16 protein-coding genes are annotated in these 19,104 nt (G+C 66.7%); 11 read left to right on the top strand and 5 right to left on the bottom strand.

Translation table 11 applies throughout. The features are described 5' to 3' along the window. Positions 1–65: 65 nt before the first annotated feature. The 5 genes from C1932_RS05700 to C1932_RS05680 are packed head-to-tail and all read left to right on the top strand — an operon-like array spanning position 66 to position 3,088. The gene (locus C1932_RS05700; RefSeq protein WP_108748923.1) at positions 66–662 is read left to right on the top strand and encodes a GNAT family N-acetyltransferase; all 597 of its coding nucleotides are present in this window, start codon (positions 66–68) and stop codon (positions 660–662) included. A gap of 2 nt (positions 663–664) precedes the next feature. After that, positions 665–1,453, top strand: a complete 789-nt coding sequence (gene minC, locus C1932_RS05695; protein ID WP_108748922.1) for a septum site-determining protein MinC — start codon at positions 665–667, stop codon at positions 1,451–1,453. A 35-nt stretch (positions 1,454–1,488) separates the two neighbouring features. After that, positions 1,489–2,298: a septum site-determining protein MinD gene (gene minD / locus C1932_RS05690; protein WP_108748921.1), complete on the top strand. Its 810-nt coding sequence runs from the start codon at positions 1,489–1,491 to the stop codon at positions 2,296–2,298. Positions 2,299–2,300: 2 nt separating this feature from the next. Next, positions 2,301–2,561 carry a cell division topological specificity factor MinE gene (gene minE, locus C1932_RS05685; RefSeq protein WP_005408532.1) on the top strand — a complete coding sequence of 87 codons (261 nt, stop codon included), beginning with the start codon at positions 2,301–2,303 and terminating at the stop codon, positions 2,559–2,561. A gap of 47 nt (positions 2,562–2,608) precedes the next feature. Continuing rightward, positions 2,609–3,088: a hypothetical protein gene (locus tag C1932_RS05680; RefSeq protein ID WP_108761494.1), complete on the top strand. Its 480-nt coding sequence runs from the start codon at positions 2,609–2,611 to the stop codon at positions 3,086–3,088. An 83-nt stretch (positions 3,089–3,171) separates the two neighbouring features. Here the strand turns inward: C1932_RS05680 and C1932_RS05675 are convergent, their stop codons facing one another. The 3 genes from C1932_RS05675 to C1932_RS05665 form a co-directional block, all read right to left on the bottom strand. After that, the gene (locus tag C1932_RS05675; protein WP_108761493.1) at positions 3,172–4,395 is read right to left on the bottom strand and encodes a DUF819 family protein; all 1,224 of its coding nucleotides are present in this window, start codon (positions 4,393–4,395) and stop codon (positions 3,172–3,174) included. A 132-nt stretch (positions 4,396–4,527) separates the two neighbouring features. Next, a complete protein-coding gene (locus C1932_RS05670) occupies positions 4,528–6,606 on the bottom strand; it encodes a S9 family peptidase (RefSeq protein WP_108761492.1) in 2,079 nt (692 codons plus the stop codon). A 242-nt stretch (positions 6,607–6,848) separates the two neighbouring features. Continuing rightward, entirely contained in the window at positions 6,849–8,813 is a 1,965-nt protein-coding gene (locus C1932_RS05665; RefSeq protein WP_108761491.1) for an oligopeptide transporter, OPT family, read from the bottom strand. A gap of 200 nt (positions 8,814–9,013) precedes the next feature. Between C1932_RS05665 and C1932_RS05660 the strand changes: the two genes are divergently transcribed. Then, the gene (locus C1932_RS05660; protein ID WP_108761490.1) at positions 9,014–10,162 is read left to right on the top strand and encodes a heparan-alpha-glucosaminide N-acetyltransferase domain-containing protein; all 1,149 of its coding nucleotides are present in this window, start codon (positions 9,014–9,016) and stop codon (positions 10,160–10,162) included. A gap of 110 nt (positions 10,163–10,272) precedes the next feature. Then, positions 10,273–12,027, top strand: coding sequence for an oligopeptide:H+ symporter (locus tag C1932_RS05655; RefSeq protein ID WP_108761489.1), 1,755 nt, complete (start codon positions 10,273–10,275; stop codon positions 12,025–12,027). Positions 12,028–12,050: 23 nt separating this feature from the next. Here C1932_RS05655 and C1932_RS05650 read toward each other — a convergent pair whose 3' ends face one another. Both C1932_RS05650 and C1932_RS05645 read right to left on the bottom strand, forming a co-directional pair. Next, entirely contained in the window at positions 12,051–14,036 is a 1,986-nt protein-coding gene (locus tag C1932_RS05650) for a prolyl oligopeptidase family serine peptidase (protein ID WP_108761488.1), read from the bottom strand. A gap of 171 nt (positions 14,037–14,207) precedes the next feature. Continuing rightward, positions 14,208–14,843: a LysE family transporter gene (locus tag C1932_RS05645; protein ID WP_108748912.1), complete on the bottom strand. Its 636-nt coding sequence runs from the start codon at positions 14,841–14,843 to the stop codon at positions 14,208–14,210. A gap of 137 nt (positions 14,844–14,980) precedes the next feature. Here C1932_RS05645 and C1932_RS05640 point away from each other — a divergent pair, with 137 nt between their 5' ends. The 4 genes from C1932_RS05640 (at position 14,981) to mqo (ending at position 18,979) form a co-directional block, all read left to right on the top strand. Then, complete coding sequence (locus C1932_RS05640) at positions 14,981–15,886, top strand: LysR family transcriptional regulator ArgP (RefSeq protein WP_108748911.1); 906 nt, start codon at positions 14,981–14,983, stop codon at positions 15,884–15,886. A gap of 106 nt (positions 15,887–15,992) precedes the next feature. Further along, positions 15,993–16,577, top strand: a complete 585-nt coding sequence (locus tag C1932_RS05635) for a hypothetical protein (RefSeq protein WP_108752463.1) — start codon at positions 15,993–15,995, stop codon at positions 16,575–16,577. Between the two features lie 85 nt (positions 16,578–16,662). Next, positions 16,663–17,109, top strand: a complete 447-nt coding sequence (locus C1932_RS05630) for a GNAT family N-acetyltransferase (RefSeq protein WP_108761487.1) — start codon at positions 16,663–16,665, stop codon at positions 17,107–17,109. Between the two features lie 172 nt (positions 17,110–17,281). After that, the gene (gene mqo / locus C1932_RS05625; RefSeq protein WP_108761486.1) at positions 17,282–18,979 is read left to right on the top strand and encodes a malate dehydrogenase (quinone); all 1,698 of its coding nucleotides are present in this window, start codon (positions 17,282–17,284) and stop codon (positions 18,977–18,979) included. The last annotated feature ends 125 nt before the right edge of the window (positions 18,980–19,104 follow it).

The following is a 19,104-nucleotide window of genomic DNA, read 5'->3' as shown; positions in this document are numbered from 1 at the left end:
GGGCATGCAATAATCGTGCGCAGGGTCCGTTCGCAGGACCAACCGCGTTACCCCACGGAGTCACAATGTCGATTGTCATCCGCGACGTGCGCGAGCACGAGCTCGATTCCGTCCTGGCGTTGAACAACAATGCTGGCCTGGCCATCCTTCCGCTGGATGCGGCCCGGCTGCACCTGTTCTACGAAACCGCTGAATATTTCCGCGTCGCCGAGCGCGACGGCAACCTGGCCGGCTTCCTGATCGGCTTCGGCAGCGACAGCCAGCACGACAGCAGCAATTTCGCCTGGTTCAAGCAGCAGCTGGACACCCCCTTCTTCTATATCGACCGCATCGTGGTCGCCAGCCGCCGCCGCGGCGGTGGCGTCGGCCGTGCGTTCTATGCCGATGCGCAGAGCTTTGCCGAACTGCGCTACCCGCAGATGACCTGCGAAGTGTTCCTGGACCACGGCGCCGATGCCGCCCTGCTCTTCCACGGCAGCTTCGGCTTCCGCGAGCTGGGCCAGAACACCATGCCGCACGTGGATGTGCGCGCCAGCATGCTGGCCAAGGAACTGTGCAGCTACCCCTGGGTGCAGGACACCTACGGCGGCAAGCTGCCCGATGTAGCGTGGGCGCGCGACCGGCAGCTGCCGGCGCAGGCACAGCGGCCGACGGGGACCTGAGCGTGGCGGTGAATTTTGATTACGAACAGGCCGGTGAACTGAAGATCGGCCAGGTGGGCATTGCCAACCTGCGCATCCGTACCCTTGATGTCGAACGCCTCGTGCAGGAAATGCAGGAGCGGGTGACCCGTGCGCCGAAGCTGTTCGGCCGCGCCGCGGTCATCCTCGATTTCGGCGGCCTGAGCCAGGTGCCGGACGTGGCCACCGCGCAGGCGCTGGTGGATGGCCTGCGCAGCGCCGGCGTGCTGCCGGTGGCGCTGGCCTACGGCACTACGGCCATCGATCTGCTGTCGCAGCAGCTGGGCCTGCCGCTGCTGGCCAAGTTCCGCGCCCAGTACGAACGCGCCGAGGCCGAACCGGCCCCGCCGCCGCCGCCGGCCGAACCGCGCCGCGCGGCCAAGGCCGAAGCCAAGCCCGCCCCGGCCACGCCGGTGGGCAAGGCCGCCGACGCCGCCGCGCCGCAGCCGGGCCGCATGCAGCTGGGCAACGTGCGTTCGGGCCAGCAGCTGTACGCGGAAAACTGCGATCTGACCGTCATGGCCACCGTCGGCGCAGGCGCCGAGGTGATCGCCGACGGCAGCATCCATATCTACGGCACCCTGCGCGGCCGCGCGCTGGCAGGGGCCCAGGGCAACACCGCGGCACGCATCTTCTGCCGCGATTTCCATGCAGAACTGGTCGCCATTGCGGGCCATTACAAGGTACTGGACGATGTGCCGGACAACCTGCGCGGCAAGGCCGTGCAGGTGTGGCTGGAACAGGACCAGATCAAGATCGCTGCGCTGGACTGACGCAGCACCCAAACAGAATCATCAGGAGAAGTCCTTTGGCTGAAATCATCGTAGTCACCTCCGGCAAGGGCGGCGTCGGCAAGACCACTTCCAGCGCGAGCCTGGCCTGCGGCCTGGCACGGCGCGGCAAGAAGGTGGCCGTGATCGACTTCGACGTCGGCCTGCGCAACCTCGACCTGATCATGGGTTGCGAACGCCGCGTGGTGTACGACTTCGTGAACGTCGTGCACGGCGAAGCCACCCTGAAGCAGGCCCTGATCAAGGACAAGCGCTTTGACAACCTGTACGTGCTGGCCGCTTCGCAGACCCGCGACAAGGATGCGCTGACCCAGGAAGGCGTGGGCAAGGTGCTGAAGGACCTGGCCGCCGACGGCTTCGACTACATCATCTGCGATTCGCCGGCAGGCATCGAAAAGGGCGCGTTCCTGGCCATGTACTTCGCCGACCGCGCGGTGGTGGTGGTGAACCCGGAAGTGTCCTCGGTGCGCGACTCCGACCGCATCATCGGCCTGCTGGATTCGAAGACCCACAAGGCCGAATCGGGCCAGAACGTGCCGGCCTTCCTGCTGCTGACCCGCTACACCCCGGTGCGCGTGGAAAGTGGCGAAATGCTCAGCATTGCCGACGTGGAAGAAGTGCTGGGCCTGAAGGCCATTGGCGTGATCCCCGAATCGGGCGACGTGCTCAACGCATCCAACAAGGGTGAACCGGTGATCCTGGATGTCGAATCCGCCGCTGGCCAGGCCTACGACGATGCCGTCGCGCGCATCCTGGGCGAAGAACGCCCGATGCGCTTCACCAGCGTCGAGAAGAAGGGCTTCTTCAGCAAGCTGTTCGGAGGGTAAGCATGGGCCTGTTTGATTTCCTCAAAGCGAAGAAGACCACCGCCGAAACCGCCAAGAACCGCCTGCAGATCATCATCGCGCAGGAACGCAGCCACCGCGGTGGCCCGGACTACCTGCCGCTGCTGCAGCGCGAGCTGCTGGAAGTGATCAAGAAGTACGTGAACATCGACGTCGATGCGGTGAAGGTCGACCTGGTGAAGGATGGCCAGCACGACGTGCTGGATATTTCCGTGGCGCTGCCTGAAGGCCCGGACAAGCCCTGACCCCGTGCCCCGCCCGTGCCTGCATGGGCGGGGCTGTGTGACCCCGCATGACCCACACTACACCCGAACCGAACGTGACCCGCGTTGGCGACATCGCCTTCGCCGATGCGCAGCAGCTGCTGTCCGCGCATGGCCTGCGGCTGCACCACGTGCCCGCCGGCGAAGCCATTCCTGGCAGCTACTGGGGTGAACCCGAGGCCGGCATCATCGCCAGCAACGTCTACGTGCGTGACGACACGCCGGTGCACTCGATGCTGCACGAAGCCTGCCACCTGATCGTGCTGCCGCCGGAACGGCGTGCGCAGGTGCACACCGACGCCACCGATTCGGTGCCCGAGGAAGATGCCACCTGCTACCTGCAGATCGTGCTGGCCGGGCAGCTGCCCGGCGTGGGCAGCGCGCGGCTGATGGCTGACATGGATGCGTGGGGGTATACGTACCGGTTGGGGTCCACCCAGGCATGGTTCGAACAGGACGCCGAAGACGCGAAGGCGTGGTTGATCGAACGCGGGTTGCCGGTGGCGTAACCGCCGTGAACCGGGGTCAGATCCCCGGCGCCGTTGGTAGGTGCGGACCTTGGTCCGCACCCTCCACGCATGGCGTGGATCTGCTACGTGGCCAGCGCGCGCAGGGTGATGCCGACCACATAGGCCAGATAGGTGCCGGTGGCATACCCCATCGTGCCCAGCAGCACGCCCACCGGCGCCAGTGCCGGATGGAACGCGGCGGCCACCACCGGTGCCGAGGCCGGGCCGCCGATGTTCGACTGCGAACCGATGGCGAAGTAGAAGAACGGCACCTTCAGCAGCTTGCCCAGGCACCACAGCAGGCCGATGTGCACGGCGATCCAGATCAGCCCCAGCAGGAACAGCCACGGCCGGTCCAGCAACGCCAGCAGGTCCATCTGCATGCCGATGCAGGCAATCAGGAAGTACAGCAGCAGCGAACCCAGCCGCGAGGCGCCGGCGCCTTCCAGCGTGCGCGCACGGGTGAAGCTGAGCCCCAGGCCCAGCGTGGTGGACAGCACCACCACCCACACGAACGGCGCATCCAGGCTGAACTGCGCGGCCCAGCTGACGTTGGCCTTGAACCAGGCTGCCAACGGCGCGCCGATGGCATGGGCCAGGCCCACGCCACCGAACGCCACCGCCACGATCAGCATCAGGTCGGTCAGGCTGGGAATGCGCTCGTGCTCGGCCTGGAAGCGTGCGATACGCTCCTTCAATTCATCGATGGCCGAGGTATCGGCGCCGCTGCGCGCATCGATCTTCGCCGCGCGCCCGGCCAGGAAGATCAGCGCGGCCATCCACACATAACCCACGCCTACATCGACCACCGCGAACTGGCCGAAGGTGGTGGCGTTGACGTCGAAGACTTCGCGCATGGCCAGCATGTTGGCGCCGCCGCCAATCCAGCTGCCCGCCAACGCGGCCATGCCGGCCCAGGTATCGCCGGCCATCGTATCGGGATGGATCGCGCGCATCACCAGGAAAGCCACCACCGCGCCCAGCATGATGCTGGCCGAGGCGCCCAGGTACATCAGCACCAGCTTCGGGCCCAACCGCAGGATGCCCTTGATGTCCACCGCCAGGGTGAGCAGGATCAGCGCCGCCGGCAGCAGGATGTCGCGCGCCACCGGGTTGTACAGCTTGGTGTTCTGCCCGTCGATCAGGCCGACGGTGTTGTAGATGCCCGGCAGCAGATAGCACAGCAGCAGCGCCGGCACGAAGGTGTAGAAGCGCTTCCATAGGCCCTGCTCGCGCGAAGCGGTCCAGAACACGGCGCCGAGGGTAGCGGCGATCAAACCGAAGACGACGATGTCGTTCTGGATCATGCAGGCGCTCTGGGTGCGGGGTCGGGTCTCTTTCGCAATGCGAAAGGGCCCTGACCCCAGGAACAGTCGATGGATCGGGTCGGATCCCATCCGCGCTGCGGATGGGCTCCGACCCCTTGGCGCTGCAGCGGCTTATTCGCCGATGTGCTGCTTCAGCCAGGCGTTGACGGTGTCATGCCACAGGATGCTGTTGGCCGGCTTCAGCACCCAGTGGTTCTCGTCGGGGAAGTACAAGAACTTCGATTCGATGCCCTGGCGCTGGGCGGCGGTGAACGCGGCCAGGCCCTGTTCGACCGGAATGCGGAAGTCCTGCTGGCCGTGGATGACCAGGATCGGCTTCTTCCAGTCAGCCACGTGGTTGACCGGGTTGAACTTCTCGTAGTTGGCCGCCTTCTGGTACGGGGTACCGCCCTGCTCCCATTCGGTGAACCACAGTTCTTCGGTGGCATAGCCCATCATGCGCTGGTCGAACACACCATCGTGGTTCACCAGGCACTTGAACGGGCCGTTCCAGTTGCCGGCGATCCAGTTGACCATGAAGCCGCCGTAGCTGGCGCCCAGCGCACAGGCCTTGTCACCGTTGAGGAAGGAATACTTCTTCAGCGCCGCGTCCCAGCCCTTCTGCAGATCTTCCAGCGGGCGGTCGCCCCAGTGCTGGCTGATCGCATCGGTGAAGGCCTGGCCGTAGCCGGTGGAACCGTGGAAGTCGATCATGACCACCGCGTAGCCCTGGCCGGTGTAGGTCTGCGGGTTCCAGCGGTAGCTCCAGCCGTTGCCGAAGCTGCCCTGCGGGCCGCCGTGGATCAGGAACGCGACCGGGTAGGACTTGCCTTCCTGGTAGTTGTGCGGCTTGACCACGTAGCCGTGCACGGTGTCGTTGTTCCAGCCCTTGAACTCGAACTGTTCGTAATCGCCGAAGCTGACGTCCTTCAGCACTTCACCGGCCGCCGGGGTCAGCGCGCGCAGCGGGCCCATGGTTTCGCCGGCGGCCGGCAGCAGGCCGACCAGCACCTGGTCGTTGCTCTTCAGGCTGTTGCGGGTGATAGCCACGCTGTTGCCGGCCACGCTGACCGAAGACACGGTGCCATCGCCGATGACCTTGGTGGCCTTGCCGCTGGCCACGTCGATCTGGAACAGCGGGTGCTCACCCAGGTCGTCGGTGGTGGTGAAGATGCTGGCGCCATCGGCGGACAGGGTGATCTCACCGGCCGAGCGGTCCCACTGCGGGGCGATTTCGCGGGTCTTGCCGCTGGCCAGGTCCATCGCCATCAGGCCGAAGCGGTCGGCTTCGAAGCCCGGGCGCTTCATGGCGCGGTAGAACAGGGTCTTGCCGTCGGCGCTGAACACCGGGCCGGCATCCCAGGCCGGGTTCGACGCGGTCAGGTTCACCGGCGCCTGCTTACCGGCGGCATCGAAGCGGTACAGGTCGAAGTTGGTCGACCACGGTTCCTGCTTGCCGGCCACGCGGATGCTGGCGACCACGCTGCTGCCATCGGGCGACCAGGTGAAATCATCATTGCCGCCGAACGGCTTGGACGGCGCGTCGCCATCAATGGTGGCGCTCAGTGCCGAGGCGCCCTTCACCGGGCCACCCTTGGCAACCGGCAGCGGGGCCACGAACAGGGTGTTGCGGCGGCCGTCGTTCCAGGTGTCCCAATGGCGCACGAACAGCGAATCGAAGACCTTGCCGCTGGCCTTGGCGCTGGCCACGTCCTTCAGCTTCTTTTCGGTGCAGGCCAGGTCGGAGGCGCAGGCCTGGAACACGCCGGCGCTGAACAGCACGCGGTCGTCCTGCGGCGAGACGTGGTAGCTGTCCACGTCCACCGGGAAGTCGGTCAGCTGGCGCGGGGTGCCGCCGCTGATCGGCTGCGCGTACAGCTGCTGGCTGCCGTTCTTGGCACTGAGGAAATAGACGGTCTGGCCATCGGCCGACAGCGAAGCCGAATTGACGTTCCAGCCAGCCGGGGTGATCTGCTTCGGCGGGGCCGCATCACGCGTGCGCAGGTTGCGCGCGAACAGGGCGGTGCTGGACTTCAGCGCGGCGTCGGTGCTGCGCTTGGCGAACACCACGGTGCTGCCATCGGCGGTCAGGACCGGGGCGGAGACGCGATCCATGGCCACCATGTCGCGGACTTCCAGGCCACGGGCAGCGGCAACGCTGGGCAGGGCGGCCAGCAGGCTCAGTGGCAGCAGGGCATGACGCAGTTTCATCGGGGTCTCCGCAGGACGGCAAAAAACCGATGGTAGGCCTGCGCGGGCGGGGCTGCCAAGGCCATCGGTCATGGCTGCCGGCCAGCGCCGATCCCGCCGCCAGAAACAGCAAACCCCGCCGAAGCGGGGTCTGTGGGGGCACGGGGGTCGGATCCGATTCCGCAGGAATCGGCTCTGACCCCAGAGACTGCCAGCCGGGGTCAGAGCCCTTCCCTGCGGGAAGGGATCCGACCCCTCGGGCATTACGCCTGCGCGCGCTTGCCGGTGCGGTAGATCAGCAGACCCACCAGGAACAGCACGGCCAGGCCGATCCACTGCGCGCCCGGCAGCGAGAACGGTGCGGCCAGCACGTCGGCCTCGCCACTGAGCACGATCGGAATCGCGATGGCGATGCCCATCAGGGCTTCGCCGGTGATCAGGCCGGCGGCGAACAGCACGCCCGGCTTGTGCACGCGGTCGCGGCCTTCTTCATCGTCGGCACGCACCTTGTGGAAGCGCTCGACCAAGTGGGCGATCAGGCCGCCCAGGAAGATCGGCACCATCAGTTCCAGCGGCAGGTAGATGCCGATGGCGGCCGCCAGCACCGGCACGCGGAAGCGTGCGTTGCGCGACTTCAGCCAGCTGTCGAAGGCGATGATGAGCGCGCCCACGCCGGCACCGATGCCGATGAAGGTCCACGGCAGTTCGCCACCAAACAGCCCCTTGGCCACCGAGGCCATCAGGTTGGCCTGCGGTGCGGCCAGCGCATTGGGGTGTTCGGCCGTCGGCGCGCCGATGCCGTAGGCGGTGGCCAGCAGGTTCAGCACCGGTGCCATGATCAGCGCGCACGAGAACGCACCGATGCCCAGCATCAGCTGCTGCTTCCACGGGGTGGCGCCAACGATGTAGCCCGCCTTCAGATCCTGCAGATTGTCGCCACCCACGGCGGCGGCGCAGCACACCACCGCACCGATCATGATGGCGGCCACCGCGCCCAGCGGCGCATGGCCTACGCCCACCGGCTTCAGGCCATCGGCGCCCAGCAGCACCACCAGCACCGCCGAAGCGAAGAGGATGGTGGAGATGGTGATGCCCGAGACCGGGTTGTTGGACGAACCGATCAGACCGGCAAGGTAGGCCGACACCGACACGAACAGGAAGCCGGCGACGATCATGATGATGGTCATCGGAATGGACACGTGCCACTGGCCGACGATGGCCTGGTACAGGGCCAGCAGCGGCAGCACGAAGGCCACCAGGGCCACCAGCATCCACTTCATCGGCAGATCGCGTTCGGTGTGGGCCAGCACCGGGCCGCCACTCTTGCGCGCGGCGGCGAAGCCGCTCTTGACGCCGTTCAGCAGCGACTTGCGCAGCGAAATCAACGTCCAGATGCCGCCGATCAGCATGGCGCCCACGCCCAGGTAGCGGATCTTCGCGCTCCAGATGGCGAACGCCGCATCGGTGGACGAAGCGCCGGCAATGGCGCTGGCCAGGCCCGGATCGGTCTGGGTGAAGAATGCCTGGTACAGCGGAATGGCGATGTGCCAGGACAGGATCGAACCGGACACCACCACGATGCCCACGTTCAGGCCGACGATGTAACCCACGCCCAGCAGGGCCGGCGACAGGTTGGTGCCGATGAAGGCGGTGATCTTGGAGCTGCCGAGGTAGGCCGAGGTGGCCCAGGCATCCGGAATCAAGCGCATGCCGCTGGCGGCGGCCAGCTTCACGAAGGCACCGATCACGGCCGACAGACCCAGGATCTTCAGGCCCGGGCCGGGGTTCTCACCGGCCTTGAGCACTTCGGCTGCGGCCTTTCCTTCCGGGAACGGCAGCGGGTCTTCGACGATCATCGAACGCCGCAGCGGCACCGAAAACAGCACGCCCAGCAGGCCGCCCAGACCGGCGATGCCCAGCACCCACCAGTACTTGAAGTCGGGCCAGTAGCCCATGATGACCAGCGCCGGAATGGTGAAGATGACACCGGCGGCGATGGACGAACCGGCCGAGGCGCCGGTCTGCACGATGTTGTTTTCGAGGATGGAACCACCGCCCAGCAGGCGCAGCACGCCCATGGAAATGACCGCGGCGGGAATGGCGGTGGCGATGGTCAGGCCTGCGAACAGACCGAGGTAGGCGTTGGCCGCTGACAGCACCACCGCCAGCACGATGGCCAGGGCCACTGCGCGGAAGGTGAGCTGCTTGGGCGCAGCGTCGTGGTTCATGGAAGCCCCTGCTGGCAAAAAATCCCTTGCACGCTAGCGTTCAGGGGGCGGCAAGTCCAGCGTGCCAAAGGATGGGGGCGCCTGTTGGAGCGTCCGCCACGGCCGTCGGCACCGCCAACGGGCCGAACCGGCAAACCCCCGTTGGGACTGACGCAAACGATATGTTATATCCTATCCAATTCGTTTGTTCCCCTTCCCGCATGACCTCTTCCCCCTCCCCCCGTCTGGCCTCCATCGACCAGCTGCGCGGCACCGTGATGCTGCTGATGCTGCTGGACCACGTGCGCGAGACCTTTTTCCTGCAGTACCAGGTGAGCGACCCGATGGATGCCGCCACGGTCTCGCCGGCCCTGTTCGCCTGCCGCCTGCTGGCCCACCTGTGCGCCCCGGTGTTCGTGCTGCTGACCGGCCTGTCGGCATGGCTGTACGGCCAGCGCCAGGCCGAACCGCGCCGGGCCACGGCGGCCTTCCTGCTCAAGCGCGGCCTGTTCCTGGTGGTGCTGGAGCTGACCCTGGTGAGCTTCGCCTGGACCTTCCAGTTCCCGCCGGACACCCTGTACCTGCAGGTGATCTGGGCGATCGGGCTGAGCATGATCGCGCTGGCCGGCCTGCTGTGGCTGCCGCGCCCTGCCCTGCTGGTGCTGGGCGTGCTGCTGGTGGCCGGCCACAACCTGTTCGATGGGGTGCGGGTGGAAGGCAATGGCGTACTGGCCGTGCTGTGGAAGGTGCTGCACCAGCGCGACTGGATCGACGCCGGGGTGATGCGCCTGCGCACCTCCTACCCGCTGCTGCCGTGGATCGGGGTGATCGCCCTGGGCTATCTGATGGGGCCGTGGTTCGCCCGCGACCGCGACCCGGCGCAGCGCCAGCGCTGGCTGCTGTGGGCCGGGCTGGGTGCGCTGGCGGCGTTCGCCCTGCTGCGCCTGGCCAACGGGTATGGCGAAGCGCCGTGGCAGCACCAGGACAGCGCGCTGCGCACTTGGATGAGCGTGTTCAACGTGACCAAGTACCCGCCGTCGCTGCAGTTCCTGCTGCTGACCCTGGGCGTCGGCCTGCTGTTGCTGCGCCTGTATGGGTGGGCGCCGCTGGCCCGCGCGCTGCAGCCGCTGGCCGACATTGGCGCCGCGCCGATGTTCTTCTACCTGCTGCACCTGTATGTGCTGAAGCTGATGTACCTGGCCGCGCTGACGATCTGGGGGCCGACCCATGGCAGCCTGTACGCGCTGGATTCGGTGGCCGGCCTGCTGCTGGTGGCCTGTGCGCTGGCGGTGGCGCTGTACCCGGCCACGCGCGCGTTCGGGCGGTTCAAGGCGCGCCGGCGCGATCTGGCGTGGCTGCGGTATCTGTGATCGACCGCGAGGGGTGAGCGTCATCCACGCATGGCGTGGACCTACTGGGGCCGCCGGGCATGGCCCGGCGCTATCCGGCGCGGGCCACAGCGCGCGCCTATAATCCGCCGATGAATTCCACCGCGATTGCTTCCGACGATTTCCTGGGCCACCCCAAGGGCGTCTACGTCTGCTTCTTCACCGAAATGTGGGAGCGCTTCTCCTTCTACGGCATGAAGGCGCTGCTGCTGCTGTACCTGACCAAGTACCACCTGTTCGGTGACAAGGCCGGGCTGGATCTGCTGGGTGCCTATGGTGGCCTGGTGTACTGCATTCCGGTGTTCGGCGGCATGCTGGCCGACCGCTGGCTGGGCATGCGCCGCGCGGTGCTGTTCGGCGGCATCCTGCTGGTGCTGGGCCACCTGGGCATGGCCTTCGAAGGGCACGCGGCGTACCGGGTGAACGGTGAGGTGGTGCGCGATACGTCGGCACTGGCGGTGACCTATCTCTCGCTGGCGCTGATCATCATGGGCGTGGGCTTCCTGAAGCCGAACATTTCCACCATCGTCGGCAAGCTCTACCCCAAGGACGACCCGCGCCGCGATTCGGGCTTCTCGCTGTTCTACGCCGGCATCAACCTGGGCGCGCTGTTCTCGTCGCTGGTCTGCGGTTTCCTGGGCGAGGCTTACGGCTGGAAGTACGGCTTCGGTGCGGCCGGCATCGGCATGCTGGCCGGCCTGGCCATGTTCCTGTGGGGCCAGAAGTACCTGCACGGCCACGCCGAGCCGCCGCAGCCGGCGGCATTGAAGCAGAAGGTGCTGGGCCTGCCGCGCGAGTGGCTGATCTACCTGTGCGCGGTGATCGGTGTGCTGCCAGTGGCCTGGCTGATGTGGGCGGCCGGCAACGGCGCCTTCGCGCTGGGCGGTGAAATCAGCCTGGCGCTGATGCTGATGCTGGTGGTGCTGGGCGGCGTGCTGGTCTGGTTCTCCTGGTTCACCGGCAGCCAATGCACGCCGGTGCAGCGCCAGCAGATGATCGCGCTGATGGTGCTGATCTTCATGGCGCTGGTGTTCTTCACGATGTACGAGCAGTCGTACGGATCGTGGGTCACCTTCACCGACCGGCTGCTGACCAAGGACATCGTGCCGGCGCTGGTGATTACCGAAGGCACGCCCCTGCCGTGGTCGATCGTGTCACTGCTGCTGGCGCCGCTGGGCTTCGTGGTCAGCGCGCGCCTGGCGGAGCGGCGCCCGGGTTCGAACGCACCGCGTGCGTTCTTCATCGCCATCGTGGCGCTGATGCTGGTGCTGTTGGTGCGCGACTGCCTGGTGATTCCGCAGACCGCCGGTTCGCTCACCTACCTGGGTGGGTTGTTCCTGGTGCTGCTGGCGCCGGCCTTCGCCGCGCTATGGACCTGGATGGACCGCCGCGGCTGGGAGCCGGGCAAGCCGGTGAAATCGGCCTGGGGCCTGGTAATCGGCGCGCTGTCGTTCGTACCGCTGGCGCTGGCCGCGCAGCAGGTGGGCGCCACCGGTGAGATGGCCAGCGTGTGGTGGCTGGTGCTGGCCTACTTCCTGCTGGCCAGCGGCGAAATGTGCCTGTCGCCGGTCGGCCTGTCGGCGGTGACCCAGCTGGCCGTACCGCGGGTGATGAGCCTGATGATGGGCACCTGGTTCCTGGCCACCGCGTTTTCGGAAACGCTGGCCGCGCTGTTCGGCAAGCTGGCGGCGATCGAGGTGCCCGAAGGCGAAGCGCTGGACATGGTGGCCGCCGCCGGTGCCTATGCGCACCTGTTCTGGCTGCTGATGTGGATCGGCCTGGGCTGTGCGGTGGCGGCCTTCGTTGCCGCCCCGCTGCTGAAGCGGATGATGCACGGGGTCAAATGACCCGCGCACCCGTGCCGCCGGACTCAGGGCGCCTTGCCCTTGACCGCCGGAACGCTGGCGCTGGCCGTGGCGCCGCCCAGGCTGCGCGACAGGAAGGCCAGCAGTTTTCCGTAGTACTCGCGCTTGTGTTCCAGCGTGTAGAAGCCGTGGCCTTCGGTCTTGTAGTACAGGCTTTCGACCGGCGTTCCGGCACGTTTGAGCGCCGCTTCCATGCGTTCGGTGTGCTGGATCGGTGCGCGCTTGTCCTCACCACCGGCAGCCAGGAACACCGGCACCTTGATCTGCGCGGCCAGGTTGACCGGCGATACCGCACCGAGCTTGGCCGGGTCGCCCAGCCATTCGCGCAGGTAGGTCATGCCCGACTTGCGGTCCTGCACGTCGCCGCGGTTGAACATCATGGGCAGGTCATACACCCCCACATAGCCGGCCGCGCACTGGTACAGGCCGGGTTCGCGCACGGCGCCCATCATGGCCGAATACGCACCGTAGCTGGCGCCGTAGATGCAGATGCGGTCCTTGTGGGCCACACCCTGGCTGATCGCCCAGCGGGTGGCGTCGGTCACGTCATCCTGCATGGCCTTGCCCCATTGCTCGGCCGCCGCCTGGCCGTGGGCGCGGCCGTAGTTGCCCGAGCCGCGGAAATTGACCTGCAGCACCGCGTAACCGGCCGCGGCCAGCATCTGCGCTTCGCGGTCGTAGCTGCCATCGTCGTAGATGCCAAGCGGCCCACCGTGCGGCATGACCACCATCGGCAGGTTACGGCCGTCGCTGCCATGCGGCACGGTCAGGTAGCCGTGCAGCGGCAGGCCGTCGCGGGCCTGCAGCTTGAACGGTTTGACCGTCGCGGTCTTTTCCACGTTGATCCAGTCGCTGCGGCTGATCAGGTAATCGGCCTTGCGCGCGGCGATATCGTAGACATAGAAGTCGCCGGGGTTGGAGCCGGACCAGACGCGCACCAGCACCTTGTTTCCGTCGCGGGTGCTGGAAGTGATGAAGACCGCCTGGCCGGGGAACGCCGCTTCCAGGCTGCGGTACAGCCGCGCGTCGGCCGAGGTCTCATCGAAGAAACGGGTGCGCGGGGTGTCGCCCAGGTACAGCGCACCGACCGGAATGCGGGTACCGGGGCGAACGATGATGCGGTACGGATCGACCACCTCGTCGCGCAGCACGGTCTTGCGCTCACGTGTCTGCGGGTTCCAGCTGACGATGGCATCGGGACCGCTGGACTGCTCGCTCTTCAGATAGGCCAGCTGCCCATCTTCGGAAAAGCCAATCGCGGTTTCGATGCGCGCGGACACACTCTCATCGTTCACCAGCGCCCAGTCGGTACCGTTGGCCGCGCGGTAGTACAGCTTGTTGACGTTGTCCGTGCCCGCGCCGTGGGCAAAACGCACCTGGCCCTGCGCATCGGTGGTGAAGTCGGCGCGGCGCACCGGCGAACGGGCCACCGTGGCGCGCATGCCGCTCTGTACGTCCAGGCGCTCGGCGCGGGTGTAGGGATCCTCGCTGAAGGGCCACACCGCGATCACCACGTTGCGCTCATCGTCAGGCAGGTCGTCGGACAGGAAGGCAGCGATGGCCTCCACCTTCTTCGGCTGGATGCGCGTGCCCGGCCCATTGCTGGTTACCCGGTAGCCCACCAGCAGTTCGGTACGGCCGCTTTCGGCGTTCATCGACAGCAACTCGCCGGTGGGCGACGGCTTGTCCAGGCTGCCGAACTTTTCAGCCACGCCGATCAGCAGGCGGGAGTCGTTCACCCAATGGAAATCGGTGGCGTGGTTGTTGCTCGGTGGCCGCATGCTGCTGACCACGGAATTGTCCGATGACCGCAGGATCGCCAGCGCGGTGAAATCCTCGCCCGGCACGGTGGTGGCGTAGTACTGGCCACTGGGTGAAATCTTCAGATCGCCGAACGCATCTTGGCGCACGAACGCATCCACATCGACTGCCATTGCCTTCCCCGGCAACAGCACGGCAGCCACCAGGGCAGCCAACAAGCACTTGCGCATCCTTCCCCCTTGAAGCGGACACCCTGTCCGCATCGCCGATTCTAGGCACGGCCGATTCCCGCCCGCCAGTGCTGGCGGCGACAAAAAAAGACGGCACCGTTGCCGGTGCCGTCATGGCCACTACCTTGGAGAGAGAGTCAGGACGTGGGTTCGGGGGGCGTGCGCGGTGGGTCAGTGGACCCCGCGCACCGCCAGGGTCAGGGCCAGGATGCTGAGGATCACGGCGATGGTGCCGTCCAGCACGCGCCAGGTGCTGGGCTTGGTGAACAACGGTGCCAGCAGGCGCGCGCCCAGGCCCTGCGCGGTCAGCCACAGGCAGCTGGCGGTGACCACGCCGGCGGCGAAGGCCATGCGCGCATTGCCGAAGTTTTCGGCAATCGAACCGATCACCATCATGTCCAGCCAGAAGTGCGGATTGATCAGCGAAAAGCCGACCGCCGCCATCAGCACCGCACGGCGGCTGCCGTCGTCACTGTCGGCCTCGCCCATGCCACCGCCACCGGCGAAGGCACGGCGCGCGGACTTCATGGCATACCAGGCCAGGAAGGCGACACCGGTCCACAGCACCGCGGTGGTCAGCCACGGCAGCGCCGTGGTGAGGGTGCGCAGGCCGGCCACGCTGGCGAAGATGAAGAACGCATCGATGGCCGCGCAGGTGGCGACCACCGGCACGATGTGCTTGCGCAGGATGCCCTGGCGCAGGATGAAGGCGCTCTGGGCACCGACCACGGCGAACAGGCCGATGCCGGTGGCTGCACCAGAGAACCAGGCACCGAGGCCGGTGCTGGCGGAGATGACCGAGAACATGGGATTCACTGCCTTGTCTTGCTGGGGGGACGGTGCCTCGCGAAGGCGGACAGCACCGGAATGGACGCTATTGTCGCGCCGCAACATTAAGAAGACGAGCTAAACTTACTAAACCAACATTAGCGGAGCTTAATCGGATGCGTATCGATCACGCCCAGCTGCGGGCCCTGGCCGCGGTGATCCGCGAGGGCAGCTTCGACCGCGCTGCGCAGGCGCTCAATGTCACCCCATCGGCCATCTCGCAGCGGGTCAAGGCGCTGGAAGACCGCATCGGCCGCCTGCTGGTGAAGCGCGGCACCCCGGCCACCGCCACCGCCGAAGGCCAGTTGCTGGTGCAGCTGGCCGAACAGACCGCCCTGCTGGAGCATGATGCGCTGCACCGCATGGGCCTGGCCGACGAGGACCTGCCCCAGGCCAGCATTCCGGTGGCGGTGAACCATGACAGCCTGGAAACGTGGTTTCCGCAGGCTGCGCACGCCTTTGCCCAGGGCACCGGCACCACCCTGGACCTGCGCGTGGAAGACCAGGACCACACCGTGGAACTGCTGCGCCAGGGCACGGTGCTGGGCGCGGTGACCACGCTGGACGAACCGGTGCAGGGTTGCCAGATCCATGCGCTGGGCAGCATCCGCTACGCCGCCACCTGCACACCGGAATTCCGCGACCAGCATTTCGCCAAGGGCGTGACCGCGCAGGCGCTGGCGCAGGCACCGGTGCTGGTGTTCAACCGCAAGGACGACATGCAGGCCCGGTTCGCCCGGCGCATGGCCGGCGACGAGCTGCCCAGCACCGCGCCGACCTGGTGGATTCCCTCCACCCGCGCGTTCGTGCAGGCCAATCTGGGCGGTCTGGGCTGGACCATGAACCCACTGCCGCTGGTGAAGCGGCACCTGGATGCCGGCCGCCTGGTCTACGTTCGCCAGCGCGCCTGGGAAGACGTGCCGCTGTACTGGCAGCACTGGAAGGGCGATGTGCAGACCATGGCCCTGCTGACCCGCGCCGTGCTTGATGCATCGACCGCGCTGGTGCGGCGGAAGCGCTGAGGCGGCCCGGGGTCGGATCCCGTTGCTGCGCAACGGGCTCTGACCCCATTCTGCGGGGCCTTTTTCTGTGCCAGCATCGCGGCAACCGACCTTGAGGGGCTGGGCGATGGGGACCGATCCGCTGTTCCTGCATATCCGCGTGGTGATGGGCATCATCCTGGGCCTGTCGATCACCACCCTGCTGAAGGGGCTGGCGCAGATCATCGAGCACCCGCAGCGGCGCGGCTGTTCGGCCCTGCACCTGTGCTGGGTGGCGTGGACCCTGGTGTCGCTGGTCACGTTCTGGTGGTGGGAATTCCGCCTGATCGAAGTGCACCGCTGGACGTTTGAAACCTATCTGTTCGTGATCGCCTACAGCGCAACCTGGTTCCTGCTGTGCGCGCTGCTGTTTCCCGACGACCTGCGCGACTACGGCAGCTACGGGCACTATCTGCTGCAGCGCCGGCGCTGGATCTTCGGCGTGATCGCCGTGCTGACGCTGCTGGATCTGGTGGACACGGCGATCAAGGGGCGCAGCCGCTGGCAGTTGCTGGGCGAAGCCTATCCGCTGCATTCGGCGCTGATGCTGGTGGTCTGCGTGCTGGGCTGGAACCTGCGCAGCGCCCGCGCGCACCTGCTGCTGGCCGCGGTGGCGCTGGTTTACCAGGTGGTCTACTTCGCGGCCGAATACTTCACTATTGGCAGTGATTGAACGGATCCGCCAGGCATGGCCTGGCGCTACCGTTCGTGGCCAATGCCTCCGCCGGGCATGGCCCGGCGCTACCAAGGGAACAGACATGACGATCCACTACCGCCCCGCCCGGCCCGATGATGCGGCCGCCTGCATCGACCTGCGCGGGCGAACCCGCGAGAACGCCTTCAGTGCGGCGCAACTGGCCGAGCTGGGCATCACCGCGGACAGCTGGGCCGAGGGCATTGCACAGGGCGACTTCATCGGCCACATCGCCGAAGACAACGGCACCCTGGTCGGCTATGGCTTCGCCGACCGTGACAGTGGCGAAGTGCTGGTACTGGCCTTGCTGCCGGATTATGAGGGCCGCGGCATCGGCCAGCGATTGCTGCAGGAAGTAATCGAACTTGCCCGCGCTGCCGGGCATGGCCGGCTGTTCCTGGCCTGTTCGGCCGATCCCCGCTCGCGCTCGTACGGGTTCTACCGTCACCTGGGCTGGCGAGCCACCGGCGAGGTGGACGAGGCCGGGGACGAGATTCTGGAGCTGGTCTGAGGGGAGTGACCCCGCGCTACCGCGCCAGGGCGGTCGGATGCTGCGTTGCACCAAATCCGGACCCGAAAGGGTTAGAATCCGCCCCTTGGATGCTGCAAGGCGTTGTTTCTTCACGCCCTTTCCCTACCCGGCGCGCATCCTGAACCCCTTCCCCACGCCATAAGTCACCCCCATGAAGAAATTTGGCAAGGCCCTTCTCGCCCTGCTCGTGCTGCTGTTGCTGGTAGCCGCGCTGTTCCTGTACTGGCCGCTGACCCAGCGCTCGGTGCCGGCGGCAAGCAACGACAAACCCGTCGACGTCGTCCTGGTCGGCGGCGGCATCATGAGCATCACCCTGGCCACCTACCTGCAGGAACTGCAGCCGGACTGGAACATCCAGGTCTATGAACGCCTGGATGGCGTGGCCAACGAAAGCTCGGACGGCTGGAACAACGCCGGCACCGGCCATTCGGCCTTCGCCGAACTGAACTACACCCCGGAACTGCCCGATGGCAGCATCGAGACCAAGCGCGCGGTCGGCATTGCCGAAAGCTTCGAGGTCTCGCGCCAGTTCTGGTCGCACCAGGTGAAGGAAGGGCGGCTGAGCCAGCCCAGCGACTTCATCAACCCGACCCCGCACATGAGCTTCGTCTGGGGCGATGACAACATTGCCTACCTGCACAAGCGCCAGCAGGCGCTGGTGAAGAACCCGCTGTTCTACGGCATGCAGTACTCGGAAGATCCGGCGCAGATCAAGCAGTGGGCCCCGCTGCTGATGGAAGGCCGCGACCCGAAGCAGAAGGTGGCCGCCACCTGGATGCCGCTGGGCACCGACGTCAACTTCGGCGTGATCACCCGCCAGCTGACCGCCGGCCTGCAGCGCAGCCCGAACTTCACGCTGCACCTGAACCATGAAGTGAGCGCGCTGCGGCAGAACGCCGACAAGAGCTGGAACGTGACGGTGAAGGACCTGAAGGCCAACACCGAAACCACCACCCATGCCCGCTTCGTCTTCATCGGTGCCGGTGGCGCCGCGCTGAAGCTGCTGCAGATGTCCGGCATTCCCGAATCGAAGGATTACGCCGGCTTCCCGGTGGGCGGCCAGTTCCTGGCCTTCCAGGGCCAGGACGTGACCTCGCGCCACGGCGTGAAGGCCTACGGCATGGCCGAAACCGGTTCGCCGCCGATGTCGGTGCCGCACCTGGATGCGCGCAAGCTGGACGGCAAGCCGGTGGTGCTGTTTGGCCCGTTCGCGCTGTACAGCACCAAGTTCCTGAAGCACGGCTCGTGGTGGGACCTGTATTCGTCGGTGAACCACAACAACGTTGGCCCGATGCTGGAAGTGGGCAAGGACAACCTGGACCTGGTGCAGTACCTGATGGCCCAGGCACGCCTGAACGACGCCGATCGCCAGGCCGAGCTGGTGAAGTACTTCCCCAACGCCAAGCCGGGCGACTGGAAGCTGATCACCGCCGGCCAGCGCGTGCAGATCATCAAGCGCGACCCGCTGAAGGGCCCGGTGCTGCAGTTCGGTACCGAGATCGTGACCGACAAGGACCACACCATCGCCGCGCTGCTGGGCGCCTCGCCGGGCGCGTCGACTTCGCCGCCGATCATGCTGGACCTGATGGCCAAGGCCTTCCCGGAACAGATGAAGGCCGGCTGGGAAGCCCGCCTGCGCGAGATCGTGCCGTCGTACGGCCGCAAGTTGAATGAAAGCGCCGCGCTGACCAACGAGATCCGCACGCTGACCAGCCAGACCCTGCACCTTCCCTACCTGGAAGTGCCGGCAGATGCTGCGGCCGCCCCGGCAGCCGTGCCGGCGGCCACGCCGGCCCCGGCGGCGGCGAAGGAAAAGCGCAACGCCAACGAGGAACTGCAGGCGCTGTAAGCCTGGTGTTTCCCACGCAGTAGAAACGGACGGCCACCTTCGGGTGGCCGTTCGCGTTTGTGGGCTGGAATGGGGTCTGAGCCCTTTGCCTGGGGCAAAGGGATCTGACCCCGCCGACGCCCCAG

The sequence above is a fragment of the Stenotrophomonas sp. YAU14D1_LEIMI4_1 genome, from assembly GCF_003086815.1.
In the GTDB taxonomy this organism is placed as follows: domain Bacteria; phylum Pseudomonadota; class Gammaproteobacteria; order Xanthomonadales; family Xanthomonadaceae; genus Stenotrophomonas.
This window is presented reverse-complemented; position numbering and strand designations above follow the sequence as displayed.